17 protein-coding genes are annotated in these 18502 nt (G+C 35.6%); 8 read left to right on the top strand and 9 right to left on the bottom strand.

Translation table 11 applies throughout. The features are described from left to right. Positions 1-4: 4 nt before the first annotated feature. Complete coding sequence (locus Q0941_RS07845) at positions 5-1573, bottom strand: peptidylprolyl isomerase (RefSeq protein ID WP_299292741.1); 1569 nt, start codon at positions 1571-1573, stop codon at positions 5-7. A gap of 75 nt (positions 1574-1648) precedes the next feature. Here Q0941_RS07845 and Q0941_RS07840 point away from each other — a divergent pair, with 75 nt between their 5' ends. Beyond that, the gene (locus Q0941_RS07840) at positions 1649-2140 is read left to right on the top strand and encodes a hypothetical protein (protein WP_299292739.1); all 492 of its coding nucleotides are present in this window, start codon (positions 1649-1651) and stop codon (positions 2138-2140) included. Between the two features lie 2 nt (positions 2141-2142). After that, a complete protein-coding gene (gene cbiE / locus Q0941_RS07835) occupies positions 2143-2859 on the top strand; it encodes a precorrin-6y C5,15-methyltransferase (decarboxylating) subunit CbiE (protein ID WP_299292737.1) in 717 nt (238 codons plus the stop codon). Here cbiE and Q0941_RS07830 read toward each other — a convergent pair. Together Q0941_RS07830 and Q0941_RS07825 are read right to left on the bottom strand one after the other, a co-directional pair. Further along, on the bottom strand, positions 2856-3770 hold the full coding sequence (locus Q0941_RS07830; protein WP_299292735.1) for a hypothetical protein: 915 nt from the start codon (positions 3768-3770) through the stop codon (positions 2856-2858). The two genes, cbiE and Q0941_RS07830, sit on opposite strands and share 4 nt — an antisense overlap. A 73-nt stretch (positions 3771-3843) precedes the next feature. Beyond that, on the bottom strand, positions 3844-4350 hold the full coding sequence (locus Q0941_RS07825) for a stage II sporulation protein M (RefSeq protein ID WP_299292843.1): 507 nt from the start codon (positions 4348-4350) through the stop codon (positions 3844-3846). A 110-nt stretch (positions 4351-4460) separates the two neighbouring features. Here Q0941_RS07825 and Q0941_RS07820 point away from each other — a divergent pair, with 110 nt between their 5' ends. After that, a complete protein-coding gene (locus Q0941_RS07820; protein WP_299292733.1) occupies positions 4461-5906 on the top strand; it encodes a DNA-directed DNA polymerase II small subunit in 1446 nt (481 codons plus the stop codon). Here the strand turns inward: Q0941_RS07820 and Q0941_RS07815 are convergent. Beyond that, positions 5883-7085 (bottom strand): AAA family ATPase, encoded by a 1203-nt coding sequence (locus Q0941_RS07815; RefSeq protein ID WP_299292731.1) that lies wholly within the window; start codon positions 7083-7085, stop codon positions 5883-5885. The genes Q0941_RS07820 and Q0941_RS07815 overlap by 24 nt on opposite strands. A gap of 489 nt (positions 7086-7574) precedes the next feature. On the opposite strand from Q0941_RS07815, the gene Q0941_RS07810 reads away from it, so the two are divergent. Then, positions 7575-7961 carry a hypothetical protein gene (locus Q0941_RS07810; RefSeq protein ID WP_299292729.1) on the top strand — a complete coding sequence of 129 codons (387 nt, stop codon included), beginning with the start codon at positions 7575-7577 and terminating at the stop codon, positions 7959-7961. Between the two features lie 5 nt (positions 7962-7966). On the opposite strand, the gene Q0941_RS07805 is transcribed toward Q0941_RS07810, so the two are convergent. The 3 genes from Q0941_RS07805 to Q0941_RS07795 all read right to left on the bottom strand — a co-directional run bounded on the left by Q0941_RS07805 (position 7967) and on the right by Q0941_RS07795 (position 9359). Beyond that, the gene (locus tag Q0941_RS07805) at positions 7967-8128 is read right to left on the bottom strand and encodes an AbrB/MazE/SpoVT family DNA-binding domain-containing protein (RefSeq protein WP_299292727.1); all 162 of its coding nucleotides are present in this window, start codon (positions 8126-8128) and stop codon (positions 7967-7969) included. 139 nt (positions 8129-8267) lie between these two features. Further along, positions 8268-8870, bottom strand: a complete 603-nt coding sequence (locus Q0941_RS07800; protein WP_299292725.1) for a winged helix DNA-binding protein — start codon at positions 8868-8870, stop codon at positions 8268-8270. 126 nt (positions 8871-8996) lie between these two features. After that, positions 8997-9359, bottom strand: a complete 363-nt coding sequence (locus Q0941_RS07795; protein WP_299292723.1) for a hypothetical protein — start codon at positions 9357-9359, stop codon at positions 8997-8999. A 65-nt stretch (positions 9360-9424) separates the two neighbouring features. On the opposite strand from Q0941_RS07795, the gene Q0941_RS07790 reads away from it, so the two are divergent. Continuing rightward, positions 9425-10174, top strand: a complete 750-nt coding sequence (locus Q0941_RS07790) for a geranylgeranylglyceryl/heptaprenylglyceryl phosphate synthase (RefSeq protein WP_299292721.1) — start codon at positions 9425-9427, stop codon at positions 10172-10174. A gap of 12 nt (positions 10175-10186) precedes the next feature. Next, a complete protein-coding gene (locus tag Q0941_RS07785; protein WP_299292719.1) occupies positions 10187-13564 on the top strand; it encodes a DNA polymerase II large subunit in 3378 nt (1125 codons plus the stop codon). Between the two features lies 1 nt (position 13565). Here the strand turns inward: Q0941_RS07785 and glyA are convergent, their stop codons facing one another. After that, complete coding sequence (gene glyA / locus Q0941_RS07780) at positions 13566-14888, bottom strand: serine hydroxymethyltransferase (RefSeq protein WP_299292717.1); 1323 nt, start codon at positions 14886-14888, stop codon at positions 13566-13568. A 105-nt stretch (positions 14889-14993) separates the two neighbouring features. Between glyA and thsB the strand changes: the two genes are divergently transcribed. Then, positions 14994-16703, top strand: coding sequence for a thermosome subunit beta (thsB, locus tag Q0941_RS07775; RefSeq protein ID WP_299292715.1), 1710 nt, complete (start codon positions 14994-14996; stop codon positions 16701-16703). Between the two features lie 53 nt (positions 16704-16756). Further along, on the top strand, positions 16757-17035 hold the full coding sequence (locus Q0941_RS07770) for a hypothetical protein (RefSeq protein WP_299292713.1): 279 nt from the start codon (positions 16757-16759) through the stop codon (positions 17033-17035). On the opposite strand, the gene glnA is transcribed toward Q0941_RS07770, so the two are convergent. Further along, the gene (glnA, locus tag Q0941_RS07765; protein ID WP_299292711.1) at positions 17032-18492 is read right to left on the bottom strand and encodes a type I glutamate--ammonia ligase; all 1461 of its coding nucleotides are present in this window, start codon (positions 18490-18492) and stop codon (positions 17032-17034) included. The two genes, Q0941_RS07770 and glnA, sit on opposite strands and share 4 nt — an antisense overlap. Positions 18493-18502: the final 10 nt, after the last annotated feature.

The raw sequence follows: 18502 nt of genomic DNA, 5'->3' as shown, positions 1-18502 counted from the left end.
AAAATTATTTTCTAAATTGATTTCTTATTGCAAAAACAACTATTGCAGGAGCTGCAAAATACATTCCTAGATTCATCAAAATTACTCCAATTCCATATCCTAGAACTTGTGATTCAGATTCAGCATACTCCATAATTGATAATGTTGAAAGCATTGGGGTAATTGCAATTTTTACAAATTCTTTGAATATTGGATTTTCTCTCTCATAATCAGCTATGCTTGGAGAAAATGAATAGTAAATCTGGTTAAATCCAGTCATAAATGCAGTGCCTGATGCAGTTGAAAGTAAAGTGTTGTCTCTAAGTTCTCTTAATTGTTGAACTTGTGGTGCTAACTCAGAACCAAATGTTGCAGTAGCTATTAGACATCCACCATTTTCATCAGGTTCCTCAGTATCAAGATTATCTACTGGAATAATGTCATCAGATAAAATTGCAAAAGTGGAAATTGTGTCCTCAAATTGAGGTAATTGAGAGTTGTAATCATCTAATCCATTAGCATATGATAATGTGTAAAATTTTTCAGAATCATAAAACATGACTTCTTTGAATTTGACATTTACATTTTCACCATTTGATGAAAAATATCCTTGAGCATTAAGCTCGTATGCTTCAAATCCATTAATTGTCTTTTTTTGTTTTCCGATAATTTTTAGATTTCCAGAGTCAATGGCTTCTTTGAGTGCTGAATCTTTTTCTCTAATCAAATCATCAAATGATCTCTGTTTTGTTTCTTGAACAGTTAATGAAATTACCGGATTCATCACACCAACTTTGGGGCCAACTGCAACAATATCAGGTGAATCAGGCATGGTTTTGTCAGGTGTTTGAAGTAACCATCCATCAGGAACAGTCAATGAGATGTTGTGCTCTGGGCTTTCAAATTGCTGACTGCCAGCCATAGGAGTAGTTGACAAGGTTCTTTCAGGTTCTGGTAATTCAAGAATTTCAGGAACATCTGCACGATTTGCAATTTGAGCTGAGAGAATTCTAACTGCTTCATGATTTATTGGAATATCTCTATCACCAGTTGGGACATTAGCAATTTTATCTAGAGTATCAAAACTTTCATGAGTTACAATTCTTCCAAATACGGTATATTGTTCATCAAGAAAGTTTGAATCTTGATGTACAATGAAAAATTGAGAGCCGCCACTGTTTGGATCAGCTGATCTTGCCATAGAAACAATTCCACGATTATGTTTTATTGGATTGAATTCAGCATCAACTCTTTCACGATTCCCATCTTTGTCAACTGGACCACCCATTCCCCAAGTGTTTTGATCACCAGATATTGTATTTGGATCACCACCCTGAATCATAAATCCAGGAATAATTCTGTGGAAAAGTGTTTCATCATAAAATCCAGATGAGGCAAGCTTCAAGAAGTTCTCTACATGTTTTGGTGCATCAGTTGGGAAAAATTCTATTGTAATGTCTCCAAGACTTGTTTCGATAATTACTACAGGATCAGTGAAATGAACTGAATTAAACTCTACAGTTTGTGCATATGCATAGTTTCCAATGCTAATTACTAATATAGAAAAAACTAAACCAAGAAAAATTTTATTCAATGTTAAATTTCTAATTAGCCTACTTAAAAGCCAATTGAGTATTAGTTTTTAACAAAGACGGACAAATCACCGACTATGGATTCAGATGAAAATATTCAGGCACATCTAGTTTCTGTTTGGAGAGAATCAAAAAAGACATTCTCAATTGGTGGAAGAGAAGGAATGTTGGTTCTAACTGATAGGCATTTGATGTTTATTCATAAAACTGATGCCAATCCCAATTGGTGGAAGGCAATTACATCAAGACAAGTTATTAATTTAATAAAATCAAAAAGTACAATGATCATCCATGATGGATATACAGAAAAAGAATTGATGGATGATTTGGATATTGAAAAAAATGTAGAGATATCATTTGATGATATCTCAAAAATTACTCATGAAGAGAAGAGTTGGGGAAGCATTTTGTATTTAGAATATGAAAAAGATGGGAAAAAAGAAAAGTTCCAGTATTCAATAGCACAAGACTGGGTAAAGTATCCAGCAAAAGAGCCAACAAAGTACATGAAAGTGGACTGGGCACCGTTTGTGCAATATATTAAAGACAGACAGAATTTTACAGAGTAAAATTGGGTAAAGTTTTCGCTGTTGGAGTAGGTCCAGGTTCTCCAAAATATGTAACAGAAATTGTAAAAGAGATAGTTCAGAATTGCGATATTGTAATTGGTTACAAGTATACTCTAAAGACAATTGAGCATCTTCTTGATGGTAAAGAGATCTACGAAATTACAATGAATGATCAAGAAAAGTCATACCAGAAAATTCTTCCAGAGCTTGGAGACAGAACTCTAGTAATTCCATTTACAGGAGATGTGAACTTTTCTGAATCAGAAGTAGTTGATAGGTTAATTGAGATTTTTGGAGAAATAGAAGTTATTCCAGGAATTAGTTCTATCCAAGTTGCAGCTTCTAGAGCTCAAGTACCATTGGATAAATCCAAAGTAATTACAATGCATGTCACAACACCAATTGAGGACAAAAAACTAGAGCTGCAAAAGGCATTGATTGATGGATTTAGTGTAATTTTGGTGCCAAGGCCGTGGCCAAAACAGCCTGATAAACACTTCATGCCATCTGAAATTGCAATCTATCTTAGAGAGAATAATTTTGATACATCAAAAATGAAAGTTCATGTCTTTGAGGCCATTACTACAGAAAATGAGACCAGTTTTGTGGGTACTGTAAAAGATTTGGAAGGAAAAGAGTTTTCAGATTTGTCAGTAATGGTGTTTAATCAAGCTAGTCTTGATTCATACATGAATTATAGATGGCAGTGGGAAAACTAGTTTCCTAGGTTCTGACCTTCACCAAAAATAGTTTGTTCAGTATTTGGGAAGACATATGCTACAATTTTCATCCATGGATAATCAGGATCATATAGTCGATAAAATCCTGCATCCTCAAATGTTATAGTGACTGATTCTCCTGGCTCAAGTGGTCCAGTTGAAATTCTTTGTACACCAAGATATTCAATGTCTGGAGTAAATGGATTATATCTATCACCATAGTTTTCTTTTCCACTAAGAATACTATGGGATACTGTATCATCATTAACTATAGTAATTGTTGTTCCTGGCTCGATAGAAATTCTATCTTCAGAGAAAAATGCTAGTTTGGTTCCAGTTGTTTGTTGTCCAGGAACTTTGTTTTCATCAATTCCTTGAGTAGATGCAAATTTTAGAATACGTAGTGCGTTATCATTAGCAGTTACAGACTCTGTTACTTGATCAATTTTTGATAGTGTAGTTAGTTTGGTAGTGTAGATAATTTTGTATGTTTCATCATTGGTTGTAATTCTTCCTGTAAATCCATACACTGATGCATCCTTGCTTTCATCAATCAATCTTCCAAAGAAGCTAATTGATGTCTCTGGACCTGAAGAGCTTTCAATGTTGCCGTTTAATCTTATGTATCTACCATCACGCAAAAATTTTCCTTCCAATTCTGAAATAATAAAGTCATCCTCACCAAGTGTAACAAAACCATCTTCTGTAACAAAATTGATAGAGCTGCCACGTCTGTCTTGAGATGATAAACCAATGTCAATTTCGGAAGTTTTGATCTCGTCTTCAGTTACTGCAAAGCCAGAACCTTCTAAGAGAAATGCCTGATTTTCAGAAACTTCAGCATATGCATTGTTTGTAAAATATCCTATAGAAACTACAAGTAATGCTAGTAATGCTATAGTTGCTTTCACGATTATTTTCTTGCCTAATTTGGTTTATAATTTGCTACTAAATTATTTTAGACTTAGTAGGCAAATCCAAAGGTCACACATCAAACCCAGGCAGATCAAGCCCACCTTCTTCAGCTAGTTCAATCATGTAAAATTCAAGATACCCTCCAGCCAAGAGTAGTCCTACAACTATTCCAATCTCAATTACTGTGGGTTTGATGAAAGTTGTTAGATTGATTTTCTTTGCAATTGCTCGAATCAGAATATAGCTTCTAGAGATTCCAAGCGAATATGCAACTAACTCCATTACTCCAAATGGAGACAAGAATAGAATTGATAGTGGAGGAATTGCGCTTAGTTCAGGTGCAACGGTTACAATTGCTGCAAATGCAAATCCAGTTGACCATGCAGAAAACAAGCCCCATGCAACACCGAATCCAGGAATAAACATGGGTAAGGCAAGAGTTGTATTATGGGTAAAGATTCCAAATCCATCAATATCTAATACAAGTTCTTCAAATTCTTTCATGAATAATGCAGCTTCCTCTTCGCCAACAGTAGACATTGAACCGATTTGATATGCTGCAGCAAATGCTCCCATAAAGATGAAAAAAATTCCAACTCTGAGTTTATTCATAGTGTATTACTTTTAGAACAATATTTGAGGGTTAGCTAGGTCAGATTTAATTAAACCACATGATATTTTTTGATATGAAAAAGGAACTCTCTTTTGCACTAAACTATGCTCTAAACAAGGGATTCCAGATTCATCCTGATGCTTTTAAAATTCTAGAAAATGTTGATGTAAGAAAACTAGAGAAAATTATCAAAGAAATTGTAAGAGAAAAGACCAAACAGAAAATGTTTCAAATCAATCAAGATGATTTGGAGACCTATCTTGGAATCAAAGATGATCCTTCAATTCAAAACGAAGTCAAGGTGCTATCAGACCCAACTGACAATATTACAACAGGTGAGGGAGTAAAGGGGTATAATGCATTATTTTCAAGTAGGTTTAACAAGTTAAAGAGAATTGTCTCAGAAAGACCAGAATCAAGAATGCTCAAATCCATAGCTTCTGTAAAGTCAGCAAAATCTGAAGATGATATGTACATTTGTGGGTTGGTTACTGCACGAAATGCTGAGAGAAATATCACGAAATTGCACCTAGAAGACCCATCAGGTAGTTTTGAGGGAATTGTATTTGATAATGAATTGCAAAAGGTCGCAGGAACTCTACTATCTGATCAGTTTGTAATGGCTAGGGTAAGTTTGGGTAAAAACTCGGGATTTATCATTAAAGATATCATTTTACCTGACATTCCAGACCAGGCCACAAACAAATCTGAATCAGAAGCATATGCTGCTTTTCTCTCAGACTTGCATATTGGAAGTAAATATTTCATGGAAGATGAGTTTGCAGAATTTGTTGATTGGATATCAAGTCCAGATCCAGTTGCAAAAAAGATTCGATTTGTATTGATTGGTGGGGATGTAGTTGATGGTGTTGGAATTTACCCGAATCAGAACAAAGAGCTAGTCTGCCAAACCATTGAAGAGCAGTTAGACAAGGTTGAGCAATTATTGGATAAAATTCCAAAAAATGTCAAAATCATCATAATGCCTGGAAATCACGATCCAGGAAGAAGAGCACTACCACAGCCAGCCATTCCCAAAAAGTACAACTCTGGATTATGGGATAGAGAAAATATCATTATGGTGGGCAATCCAGCTGTTGTCTCCCTTAATGGAGTTAAAGTGACAATGTTTCATGGTCAAAGTATTGATGATATTGTAAAGACCACTCCGGGTCTAAGTTATGATAAGCCAACAAATGTAATGAAACACCTACTCAGGGCAAGACACCTCAGTCCAATTTATGGAAGCCAGACTCCAATTGCCCCTGAGATGCAAGACTTGATGGTAATTGATGAGATTCCAGATATTTTCCATGTGGGACATGTCCACAGGGCTGAACTAGACATGTACAAAGGAATTTTGTTGGTCAATTCTGGCTCTTGGCAAAAGCAGACTCCATTTCAGGCTAGTGTCGGAATGACTCCAAATCCAGGAATTGCGATTTTAGTAAATTTGAAAACATTCCAAGTTTTTCATGAAAATTACAATTCAAACTCAAACAATGTCTTGCAAAGTTAAGTCATCTTTGAATGTCTTTTTTACCATTTCAGATGATATTGTAAGTTTGTATTTTTTGGTCCTTCCATGAATTCCTTGATGGACCAGTCTTCCACTAATAATTCCAGAAAGTTCTATCTCACTTAGCATTTGAGTAATTCTTCTTTGAGTGAGTTCGTCCTTTCCAACCACTTTGCAGAGATTTTTGTATGAGGTGTAGATTTCTCCAGTGGAAGAGCCGTTTGCCTTCATAATTGCTAAAATGACTAGTTTTTCATGTAAGGGGTATGATTTGAGTGAGGTCTCCTCTTTGTTTTCCTCTATTTTTTGAGAAGCCTCTCGTACATGTCCTTCTGTAACAATTTCAGATTGTTGTCTCTCAGCTAGTTCTCCTGCAACTCGAATTAAGTCAATAGCCCTACGGGCATCACCATGTTCTCCACCTGCAAGGGCAGCACATAGGTTTAGGGCAGGCTCTTCAACTGAACCTTGAATGAATGCCTCATTGATTCTCTCCTCTAGAATTTTTTTAATCTGCTCGACATTGTAGTTTGTAAAGACAATCTCCTCTTCTCCTAGGCTGCTAATGACTCTAGGATCAAGTTTTTCCTTGAATGTAAGGTCATTTGAGATGCCTACTAGGGTTAATGAGCCATTTTTGAGCCTCTCATTTGCCCTAGTTAATTGATATAGAATGTCTTTGCCTGTTTTTGAGACCAGTTGGGCAAGATAATCAATCTCATCTATAACAAAAATTGCATTAAGTCCGTTCTGATCAATTTTCTCTAAAATTCGTTTAAAGACCTCACTGATAGCCAATCCGGTTGTTGGAAGTTCTTCTTTTTCTAATCCCAACTGGCGACCAATACTTACCAACAAACCATAGAGGGTGGTTTCTTCTTTAGAATTCGAATAAACCAGTTTAATTGGGAAATTTGATTTTTCAACTCTTTCTTGGATTTTAGAAATTACTTTTTTAACAACTAGAGTCTTACCAGTTCCAGGTTTTCCATAAACTAGAAGATTAGATGGACGAGATTGTTTTAGAATAGGTAAAAGTGATTGAGTGACCTGCTCTTGTTCAGAGTTTCTATGTAAAATAATATCTGGCATATAGGTAAAATGTAAGATATCCCTATTTTGAATAATTGACTTTCCAGATTCAGCTGCATCAAGTAATCTATCTATCGGATCTGACATACTCACACACCTTTGTTTCCTCTCAATACTAACACATCACTATCTCAATTAAGAGAGTATAGAATAGAATAGTAATTCTAGTTAAGTTTGTAATTAATTATTTTTAGTTAGTTTTTGTTTTTCTCAAAAAAAAATTAGAAAAAAGATAGAGTGGAAAGATAGGTGTGTGGGTTGGGCTCGTAATTGGGTGGAAGTTAACATTGTGTTAAATTGATGTTAAGAAAATTCCAAAAAAGGCCATTTTAACCCCTTTATTTCCATTCCAGGCGTTAAGATGGGTGTTAACACTGTGAATATAGAAATTCAGACCCCTTTATTTCCATTCCAGGCGTGAAAACCCCCTATAATTAGGCTAATTTTGATGAATAGTTGTTAATAACAAAAAAACCCCTAGGCGTGGGCTACGCAGTCAATGTTAACAAACCATTTTGTTAACAAAGTTTAGCGGATCACTTGAACTGTTAACATCAGTTTCTCTAGATCTCAAAGATGGCAAAAAAACGCATTAGGATAGACATGGAAGACTCTGATGGAGCTCGTTATGATATCAAATTAGAAGGCAATGTAACAAGAGACAAAGTTCTCAAAATTTTTGAAATGATGGACTTGATGAATATTGAAGAAGACCAAGAGACAGTTAACATAGATTCTGTTGGTTCTAAAATTTGGCATGTTGTTGACAAATTCTATCCGATGGGCAAGTTCACATCAACAAACATTTTAGAAAAATATGAAGACGAGTTTAACGAACCAGTAAAACTTAGCATAATTTCGACATATCTTTCCAGATTCTCAACTAAAGGAAAAATCGACAGAATGAGAACTGGCCGTGAATGGACATACCAAACTATCAAAATAGGCCAAAAACAACCCTAAAACCCCTAGGTAATAGTCACTTTTCTAACTATTAATCGGTCTTTTCCAAGGATCATTTTGACATATTCACCCTTTTGGATGTCCATAAATTTCCTAAATTGCTTTGGAATGGATATAGTTCCCGCTGATGTGATCTTGATTAAAACTTCATTTTCTTGAACAGACATGTAATTTCTATTATAATTTAATAATATATATAATTTAATGTATTATTTTATTTATAATTAATAATAAAAATAGGTGCAATTTCGTGATTTTCCCTTCAAAATACTTTGATTAGAACTTTGTAAAACTTGAAAAACTTTCTTATGCAATTTGAGGTTCTGATTGAACATCATCAACCTTTGCTTTTCCTTTTTCAGTGATTGAGTAAGTGTATGGTTTGGAATTTGTATTCCTTTGAACATATCCATCCTCAAATAATTTCTTCATTAATCTTGAAGTATGCTCTCTACTTCTCTTTAATGTGATTTGTATGTCACGTGATGTCATAGCTTTGTTTGTGATTAGGTGCAACACGTAATCTGTAGGGTTTGCAAACTCTACATGACTAGTTTTAGGCGTGGAAACAGGCTTTTCCTCAACTTCTGGTACCTCAATAACTTGTTCTACAGGCTGCTCTTGAACTTGATTGCTTGCTAACTTTTCTAAGAATTGTTTTAGTTCTATGTTAGGATCCTCTGTTTTCTGTTCAATTCCTTGGATCTCCAGGGCGTCTAGGCGTATTTTCATATCAATTAACTGTCTTTCATAGTACTCTAGGCGTTCAGATTGTGATGCATCAGTCATCTCACTCCTAGATTTGATAAATGGTTTAATCTTGTAGTAACCATACAACCCACCTAATCCTACCAAAAATGCAACAATCACACCTAAAATCACTTCAGGGTCAGGAATCTCTACTAACATCACAAATTTTATGCCTATATTGTGATTTATCGTGATTGAACAACATTAATTCACACTTTAGATTAACAAACTCACACATTTTGTCACAACTATCATAGGCAAGGCAAACTCACCTTAATCACATCATCACATATTACATGCCTGTCGAATGAGCCTATCTATCACACTCATCACTTCTTCTTCACGTTCTGGGAATATATCACTCTCATTAATCACACTAATCTGTTCAGAAAGTTTTGATATCACATCAATATCATCAGGCAAAAGTATGCCTAAACCGCGTAAAAGAATGATTGAGTAGAATAATGCAATTAATTTGTCTCTAGACTGTCCTACTTGCCTGTAATACGCACCTTTTGTTATTGAAAACTTTGATTCTAGAAGATCCTTCTGATTTAAAATAATTTCAATTTGTCGCTCTGTAAACAGTGATTTTTTGATAATTTCTCGTATAATATTGTTAAAATTAGAACCTTCAAACTCCGACATAGCTATACAAATCTGTATACCGGTATTCCAATTAAACTTTAAAGAGTCATGTACAAACCTCATTTATGGCTGGAAAAGTAGAATCATTCCTAAATTCAGAATTAAAGAAAAAAAAGACATTATTGTTCGTGTTAATAGATTCAGAGGTCTCTAATCTTGATGCTTCTGCAAAACTTGCAAAAGATGTAGAAAAAATCGGTGCCTCCTCAATATTGGTAGGTGGCTCGTCTGCTACTGATCAAATTGAGATGGCCCAAGTTGTAAAAGGTATCAAAAAAGGCATCAAAATCCCAATTATCCTATTCCCAGGTAATGTTACAGGAGTCGTGCCTGATGCAGATGCAATTCTGTTTAGCTCATTAATGAATTCAGAAAATCCATACTTTATCACTCAGGCTCAAGCACTTGGTGCTCCAAGTGTTGCCAAATTTGGACTCGAACCATTACCAACAGCATATTTGGTAATTGGAGATGGTACTTCCGCTTGGTTTGTAGGCTCTGCAAGAGGAATTCCATTTGAAAAACCAAAAATTGCAGCTGCTTACTCTTTGGCTGCACAATTCCTTGGAATGAGGTTTGTTTACTTGGAAGCAGGTTCTGGTGCAAAGACCAATGTCACACCTGAAATGGTCCAAACTGTCAGAAAAACATTCAACGGATTTTTGATAGTTGGTGGAGGAATCAAAGATGTCAAAACTGCCCAAAGTCTCTCCAAAGCCGGTGCAGATGCCCTTGTTATTGGAACATTCCTTGAAAAAGGCGGAAGTTTGAAAAAACTCCAAGATATAGCAAAAGCAATTCAAACTAGCAAGTAGTAGGACTGTATTATGTCTGAAAATGATGCTATTTCTAGAATTAAAGGCATCAAAATGCCAGATTATTACTTGGATTACTATTCACAACTATCTTCTGAAACTTATACTATTTTTGAGAATGCAGCCTCGGCAAAATCAAGCCTTTTTGACTCATCAGGCATAATTGAGCCGAAAATCGCATTTGATCTTGCTGATCGTGTAGCAAAAATGCACGAAATTGACATTGCTGAGCCTCTCCGTGAGTTACTCAAAACCAATGGAAAGGAACTCTCAGCTCTGATTTTATCCAAAGAAATTGCCCTAGGAAAATACTCTCTTCCCGACTCCACTCTTGAAGAAAAACTAGATCTTGCAGTAAGAGTAGGATTAGCAATAGTTACTGAAGGAGTGACCATTGCTCCTCTCCAAGGAATTAGTGAAGTGAAAATTAAGAAAAACAAAGATGGTTCAGATTATCTCTCAGTATCTATTGCAGGTCCAATGCGTTCGGCTGGAGGAACAGAATCAGCTGTTACAATGTTGATTGCTGATCATGTCAGAAAAGCAGTTGGAATATCGAAATTCCAAGCCAATTCATTTGATGATGAAACAGGAAGATTTGTTGAAGAATTAAGAATCTACGAAAGAGAAGCAAGTAGTTTCCAATTCCATATTCTTGATGAGGATATTGAACATGTAATTTCTAATCTTCCAGTAGAATTGGATGGTGTTGATACAGATCCATATGAGGTTGTAAATCACAAATCTATGGCTCGAATCAAGACTGATAGGGTCCGTGGTGGTGCATTACGTGTTCTAAATGACGGTCTTATTGGAAGATCAAAGAAATTACTGAAAAGAATCGAATTATACAATTTAGATGGATGGGAATGGCTCAATGATCTTAAAGGTGCCGTTCAAACAGGCGATAATCAAGAAGATGCTGCCGCCAAGAGGATGCGTGAAGTCATTACCGGCAGATCTGTGCTTTCTATGCCTAACAAGTTGGGTGGATTTCGTTTAAGATATGGTCGAGCCTGTAATACCGGCTTTGCAGCTGTAGGTCTGCATCCAGTAATTGCTGAAATTTTAGATCATACAATTGCAGTTGGAACTCAAGTCAAAATTGACATTCCTGGAAAAGGAGCTACTGTAGCATTTGTTGATTCTATTGACACTCCTATAGTTCGTCTAAAAAATGGAAATGTCGTAAAAATTCAAGATGTAAAACACGGAATTCAAATCAAAAATGAAATTGAGAAAATTCTCCACCTAGGAGATATTTTGATTTCATTTGGAGATTTTCTTGAAAATAATGCCCAACTGGTTCCATCAGCATATGTTGAAGAGTTCTGGGTTGAGGAATTAAGGCAAAAAATTGAGAAATACGAGCCTGAGGATCAATATCTAAAACAATTCCTCCAAAAAATTCCATCAATCGATGAAGCCCTGAAAATCTCTTTAGACTTTAAACTTCCACTACATCCTGCTTTTCTGTATTTCTGGGATAAAATTTCAGCAGAAGAACTTGAGAAATTACTTGATCCAATCAATGTTAATGATTCATCAATCCAATACTCTGTAGCCAAAAAACCAATTTTAGAAAAACTTGGAACTCCACATAAAATTGAAAATGAACTCTTAACTCTTGAAAATCTAGAAGCAAAAATCTTCTTTAATTTACTATTTAGAGAAAAACCAATAATTTCTGATTTGTCTGTTCCAAAAATAATCTCAGAATCTTCAGGGATTCAAATCAGAAACAAGTACTCAACATCAATTGGAGTAAGAATTGGAAGGCCAGAAAAGGCTGCTGCACGACAAATGAAACCTCCTACACACGTGTTGTTTCCAATTAGTGACAAGGGTGGACCAACCAGAGACTTGTTAAAGGCATCAAGAAATGAGCATTTTTTTACAAATATTTTCAATCGAAGTTGCTCACAATGCAATGAACCCTCAATTGGAATAAAATGCTCAAAATGTGAAACTAAAACTTCAATTTCATACAGATGTTCAAACTGTCGCGATACACTAACTGAGCCATACTGTGAAAAATGTAAACGTAAGGCACCTGCTCATTCTCACAAGGAATTTCCTCTGAAGGATAGATTGCTTGCAGCCCAACAAAAAATGGGAATTCGTGCACAAGAGCCTTTCAAAGGTGTTAAAGAACTCATCAGTCAAGACCGAATAGCAGAACCACTTGAAAAAGGTCTTACCCGTCAAAAATTTGGATTAACTGTCTTCAAAGATGGAACTGTTAGATTTGATGCTACAAACTCTCCATTAACCCAGTTCAAACCTTCGTGGATTGGAACGTCGATTGAAAAGTTGCACAGTCTTGGATACACCCATGATATTGATGGTAATCCACTTGAAAATACTGAACAAACCTTAGAACTCAAAATGCAAGATGTAGTAATTCCCTATGAAAGTGGAAATTATCTTGTTTCAACTTGCAAGTATATTGATACTCTACTTGAGAAATTCTACCAGAAATCTCCTTTCTACAATGTTACAAATTCTGATGAATTAATTGGCCATCTAATTATCGGATTAGCTCCTCACACATCTGTTGGAATTGTAGGAAGAATTATCGGTTATACTGAAACACATGTTTGTTTTGGAACTCCCAACTGGCACTCTGCTAAAAGAAGAGATGCTGATGGGGATGCAGATTCTATTATGCTGTTAATGGACAGCCTGCTTAACTTTTCAAGACAATTTCTTTCTGATAGAATTGGTGGTCTAATGGATGCTCCACTACTTGTTCAGCCTCTTGTACTTCCACATGAATCCCAACCTCAAGCTCACAATCTTGAGGTCACAAAAACACTTCCTCTGGAATTCTTTGAATCAACTTTGGAACAAACCAAAGCCCCAGACGTTGAATCAGTTGAAATCATAAAATCTCGATTAGAGACTGAAAGACAATTTTATGATTATTTTTTCACTCACACCACCTCATCTTTAACCACTTCAAAATCAAGAAGTGCATATTCTACTTTGGGTTCAATGCTTGACAAATTTGATATGCAAATAAGAAATGCAGAACTGATTAATGCAGTAAATACATCTGAAATTGTTTCAAATGTAATTTCTACACATTTGGTACCAGACATAATGGGAAATCTAAGAGCATATGCCAGACAGAATTTTAGATGTACTGGATGTGGAAAATCATATCGAAGAATGCCTTTAATTCAAACTTGCGTTTGTGGCCATAAACTAATTCCTACAATTACAAGAGGCTCAGTTGAAAAATATCTCAAATTGGCAAAAAGACTTGTTGAGAAATATGATGTAGGTGAATATCAAAAAGGCAGAATTCATGCATTATCAGACGAAATAGAATTAGTTTTTGGTAAAAGTCAAGGAGATCAGTCCTTACTCACTGATTATGCCTAAATTATCTCAATTTGACGTATTCGTAGGCACCTAGTTTACTATCAAAACAGAACTTTACTTTCTGATAGTCTTTTCTAAATGATTTTACTTTAGAGAGAATCTTCTTTGGATCCTTTTTATCAATGACTACTTGTTTGATGAAAGATGCAATCTCTTGCATTTCGTTCTTTTTCATTCCCAGTCTAGTGATCTCAGAAACACCTAATCTGATTCCACCTGGATGGAAATAGTTTCTTCCAGCTTTGATATCTCCTGGAATTAATTGTCTGTTAACAATAATGTTGGCCTTTTCAAGATCAGCTTCGACTTTTCCTCCATCTGAATAATCTAATACATTTACAGCTATTTGGTGTGATTTGGTAAATCCTCTACTTTCTCCTAGAACTTTGAATCCTCCATCACTTAGTGCTTCTGCAAAGAATTTTGCATTTTTGATTACTTGAGAAGCATAATCTTTACCGTATTCCAAAGCTTCAGCAAAAGCTACTGCTTTACCTGCCATGTTATTGATGTGGTGACTACTGGTTAATCCCGGAAAAGTTGCTTTCTTAATTGGCTCTTCATGTTCTTTGGAACCTAGAACTAATCCACCTTGAGGACCAAACAAAGTCTTGTGTGTACTCATTGTCATTGTATCAGCTCCCTCACGTAACGGATCTTGGAATTTTCCTCCAGCAATCAATCCTGCAACATGAGCTGCATCATAGTTAATGTGCATATCATAACTTTTTAGAAAATCAGATAATTCTTTGACTGGATGAGGGAACAGGAATAATGAACCTCCAAACATTGCAATTTTTGGAAGACGATTGTTTTTCTTTAGATCCTTTACTTTCTGTTTTGTTTTATCTACATTGATTGTCATCTCTTCTGCATCAAATGGATAGAACTCAATTTCTAATCCGTGAACTAAACCTGCTGTACCTGAATGCTCTTTTTTACCATGAGAAATGTGACCACCTGCTGGAATAGAAGGTGCCAACATTACATCGCCTGGATTTGAATATGCTGAATATACTGCAAGATTTGCAACAACTCCAGAAATTGGTCTAACGTCGGCAAATTTTGCTTTGTATAGTTTTTTGGCTAATTTCATACACTCGAACTCTACATCATCAATGTAGATACATCCAGCATAGACCCTCTCCCCAGGCCATCCTTCTGCATATCTATTTCCAAAATCAGATATTACTGCCTCTCTAACTGCAGGACTTGGAATATTTTCACTTGCGATCAAGGGAATTGAATTTTCAAACCATTTGTGATGTTCTTTTAATTTTGTGAAAATTTTATTGTAAGATTCTTTATTTTGTGATTTAGCCATAATTTGAAACAAGATTTTCCCAATTTAAAAACACCGATAGTAAATTGAAAAAGAAGCCATTTTGATCTGGAAGGTATAAAAGGGGAATCCAGAGTTTTTGCAACTATGGGTATGCAAGCTACCTCAAAAGGAAATATGCCAGTAGTTCTTCTAAAAGAAGGCGGTTCTGAAACCAAAGGCAAAGATGCTCAAAAAAACAATATTGCAGCATCTAAAATTATTGCAGAAATTGTTCATACCAGTTTAGGTCCTCGTGGAATGGATAAGATGCTTGTAGATTCACTAGGAGATGTTACTATTACAAATGATGGTGCAACTATTCTAAAAGAAATTGATGTCCAACATCCAGCTGCTAAAATGTTAGTTGAAATTTCCAAAACCACTGACAATGAGGTTGGTGATGGTACAACATCAGCAGTAGTACTTGCTGGTGCATTGTTAGAAAATGCAGAATCATTAATTGATCAAGATGTTCATCCAACCATCATCGTTGATGGATACAGAAAAGCAGGAAGAAAAGCAAAACAATTCCTTGAAAGTATTGCCGACCAAGTTTCTGCTAATGATAAAAATATTCTAAATAAAATCGCTAAAACTTCAATGCAAACAAAACTAGTTAGAAATGATTCTGTTCAACTAGCAGATATTATTGTTAAATCTGTTCTTGCAGTATCTGAGAAAGATGGAGAATCATATGATGTAGATATTGATGACATTAAAGTAGAAAAGAAAGCTGGCGGTTCAATCAAAGATTCTATGATTATCCAAGGAATTGTTTTAGATAAAGAAATTGTTCATGGCGGAATGCCAAGAAAAGTAAGTGATGCAAAAATAGCATTAATCAATACTGCTTTAGAAATTAGTAAAACTGAAACTGATGCAAAAATTAACATCCAAAATCCTCAACAACTCAAATCATTCCTAGATGAAGAAAATAGAATGCTAAAGACAATGGTAGATAAGGTCATTGGTTCTGGTGCAAATGTAGTCTTATGTCAAAAAGGAATTGATGATATGGCTCAACATTACCTAGCAAAATCAGGAATTATTGCAGTAAGAAGAATTAAAGAAAGTGATCTAACTAAACTTGCAAAAGCAACTGGTGCAAGAATCGTTACAAACCTTGATGATTTATTTGAAAAAGATCTTGGAACAGCAGATCTTGTTGAAGAAAGAAAGATTGAAGAAGACAAATGGGTCTTTGTAGAAGGCTGCAAACATCCAAAATCAGTCACCTTACTTCTTCGTGGAGGCTCTCAAAGAGTAGTTGACGAAGTAGAACGCTCTGTTCATGATGCTTTAATGGTTGTAAAAGACGTCATTGAAAACCCATCAATTGTAGCAGGTGGAGGTGCTCCTGAAACTTATGCAGCTACAAAACTTCGTAACTGGGCAAAATCACTTGAGGGTAGAGAACAACTTGCAGCAGAGAAATTTGCTGATGCATTAGAAGCAATCCCATTGACACTTTCTGAAAATGCTGGAATGGATCCTATTGACACACTTACTCTTCTTCGCTCTAAACAACAAAAAGGTGAAAAATGGACTGGAATTGATGTTATGAAAGGAAAAATTGCTAACATGAAATCCAGTGATATTATTGAACCATTAGCAGTTAAACTTCAAATTGTTTCTGCATCTGCAGAAGCTGCATGTATGATTCTTAGAATTGATGATGTAATTGCTACTCAAAAATCTGCAGGTGGACCACCTCCAGGTGCTGAGGGTGGAATGCCACCAGGTATGGGTGGTATGGGCGGCATGCCAGGAATGGGTGGAATGCCCGGAATGCCTGACATGGGCGGTATGATGTAATTTCGTTTGAAATTCTTCAAAAGTTTATTTGATTACTACATTAACGATTCACATTGAATAAAGCATCTTCAAAAGCATTAACTGGTTTCAAGTACGTCTATCTTGTTGCATTTTTTGCACTATTAGCAGGACTCTTCCATCCATTAATCACTAACACTAGTTTTGATAATGTAATTGCTGGTGTTCTTGTATTGTTTGTTGGTTTAGCTGGTGGAGTTTTGTTATACAGAGCAGCCACTTCTGAATCTAAAAGAGCAATCTTCCTTGGAGGTGGATTTGCCTTAATGGGAATATCTCTGTTCTATATCTTCCAATTTACTGGAAGAGCTTAGACATCAAAGTATAGATAAAATTCGTGAGGATGTGGTCTAATTGAAATCTCACGTTGATCTCTTCTTTCTAATTCAATAATCTTGTCGATTACATCATTTGTATAAATTGGATTTAGGAATTTCCTATCACTTTCCAACTCATCTAATGCTTCACCAAGACTCTTTGGTAGAACACCAATTCCTCTTTTAGCTCTGTCAGATCTTGTCATCTTGAAAATATCTTCACTAACTTGATCTCCAGGATCCATCTTTTTCTTAACTCCATCCATGCCTGCAGCCGTTACTGCTGCAAAAACTAGATATGGATTTGATGAAGGATCAGGTGCTCTAAACTCTAGTCTCTTCAAATGAGAATAATTCTTGCCTTTGAGATGTTTTGGAACTCTAACTATTGCTGAACGATTTCCTGAACTCCATGCAATGTATGCTGGTGCCTCATATCCAGGAACTAATCTGTGGTATGAGTTTGTAGTTGGGTTACAAATTGCTGATAGAGCTTTTGCATGATTTACAATTCCTCCACAGAAATATCTGCCCAGTTGACTCAACTCAATTTCATCATCAGGATCATAGAATGCATTTTCTTTTCCTTTCCACAAACTAACATTAACGTGCATGCCAGAACCTGAGTCCATTGCAATTGGTTTTGGCATCATTGTTGCAACTTTACCATATTTTTGAGCAACATTTCTAATGACATATTTGTAAGACTGGGCAGCATCAGCTGCATTTGTCATGTAATCATATTTGATATCAATTTCACATTGTCCTGCAGTTGCAACTTCGTGGTGATGATTATCACACAAAATTCCAAAATTATTCTTGAGAATATTTACACATTCATTTCTGTAAGGTGTTAATGTATCAGATGGAGTACTTGGATAGTATCCTTCTTGTAATCCCATTGGATATCCGTCACCTTCTTGGCTCCATGGTGCTTCTTTAGATTCAATTGAATATGACTGTCCTTTGTAAGGTGTTAGTACATCCCAATGAACTTTATCAAACACAAAGAATTCTACCTCAGGACCCCATGTACTAAAATCAAATCCTTGAGTTTTGATATACTCTTCAGCTTTTTGAGAAACTCCTCTAGGATCTCTTGAAAGTCTCCCTCTGCCTTCTCCCCAATAAACATCGCAAAGAAGTCTTGCAGTTTTGTTTTCTGTCATCCATGGAATAATTGCAAATGTGTTTGGATCTGGTTTCAAAAGTAAATCTGAATCGTCAATACTAGTGAAACCAACAATTGATGAACCATCAAGTTTTGGAAGACCATCTCTCATTTGTTCAGGAGTAAAAGTATCAGCTGAAATTGTAGTATGATGAAAATGACCAGTTAAGCCTGTAAATTGAAGATCGATGAATTGAATGCCTTCGTGTTGAATTCTAGAGAAAACTTCGTCAGGTGAATATGATACTTGAATTGCTTTTCCGTGACTGACTTTATAGGGCAATTTATACTTC

It is taken from the genome of Candidatus Nitrosopumilus sp., assembly GCF_028278985.1.
Classification (GTDB): domain Archaea; phylum Thermoproteota; class Nitrososphaeria; order Nitrososphaerales; family Nitrosopumilaceae; genus Nitrosopumilus.
Note: the sequence above shows the minus strand (reverse complement) of the source record. Positions and strands in the feature narration are given on the sequence as shown.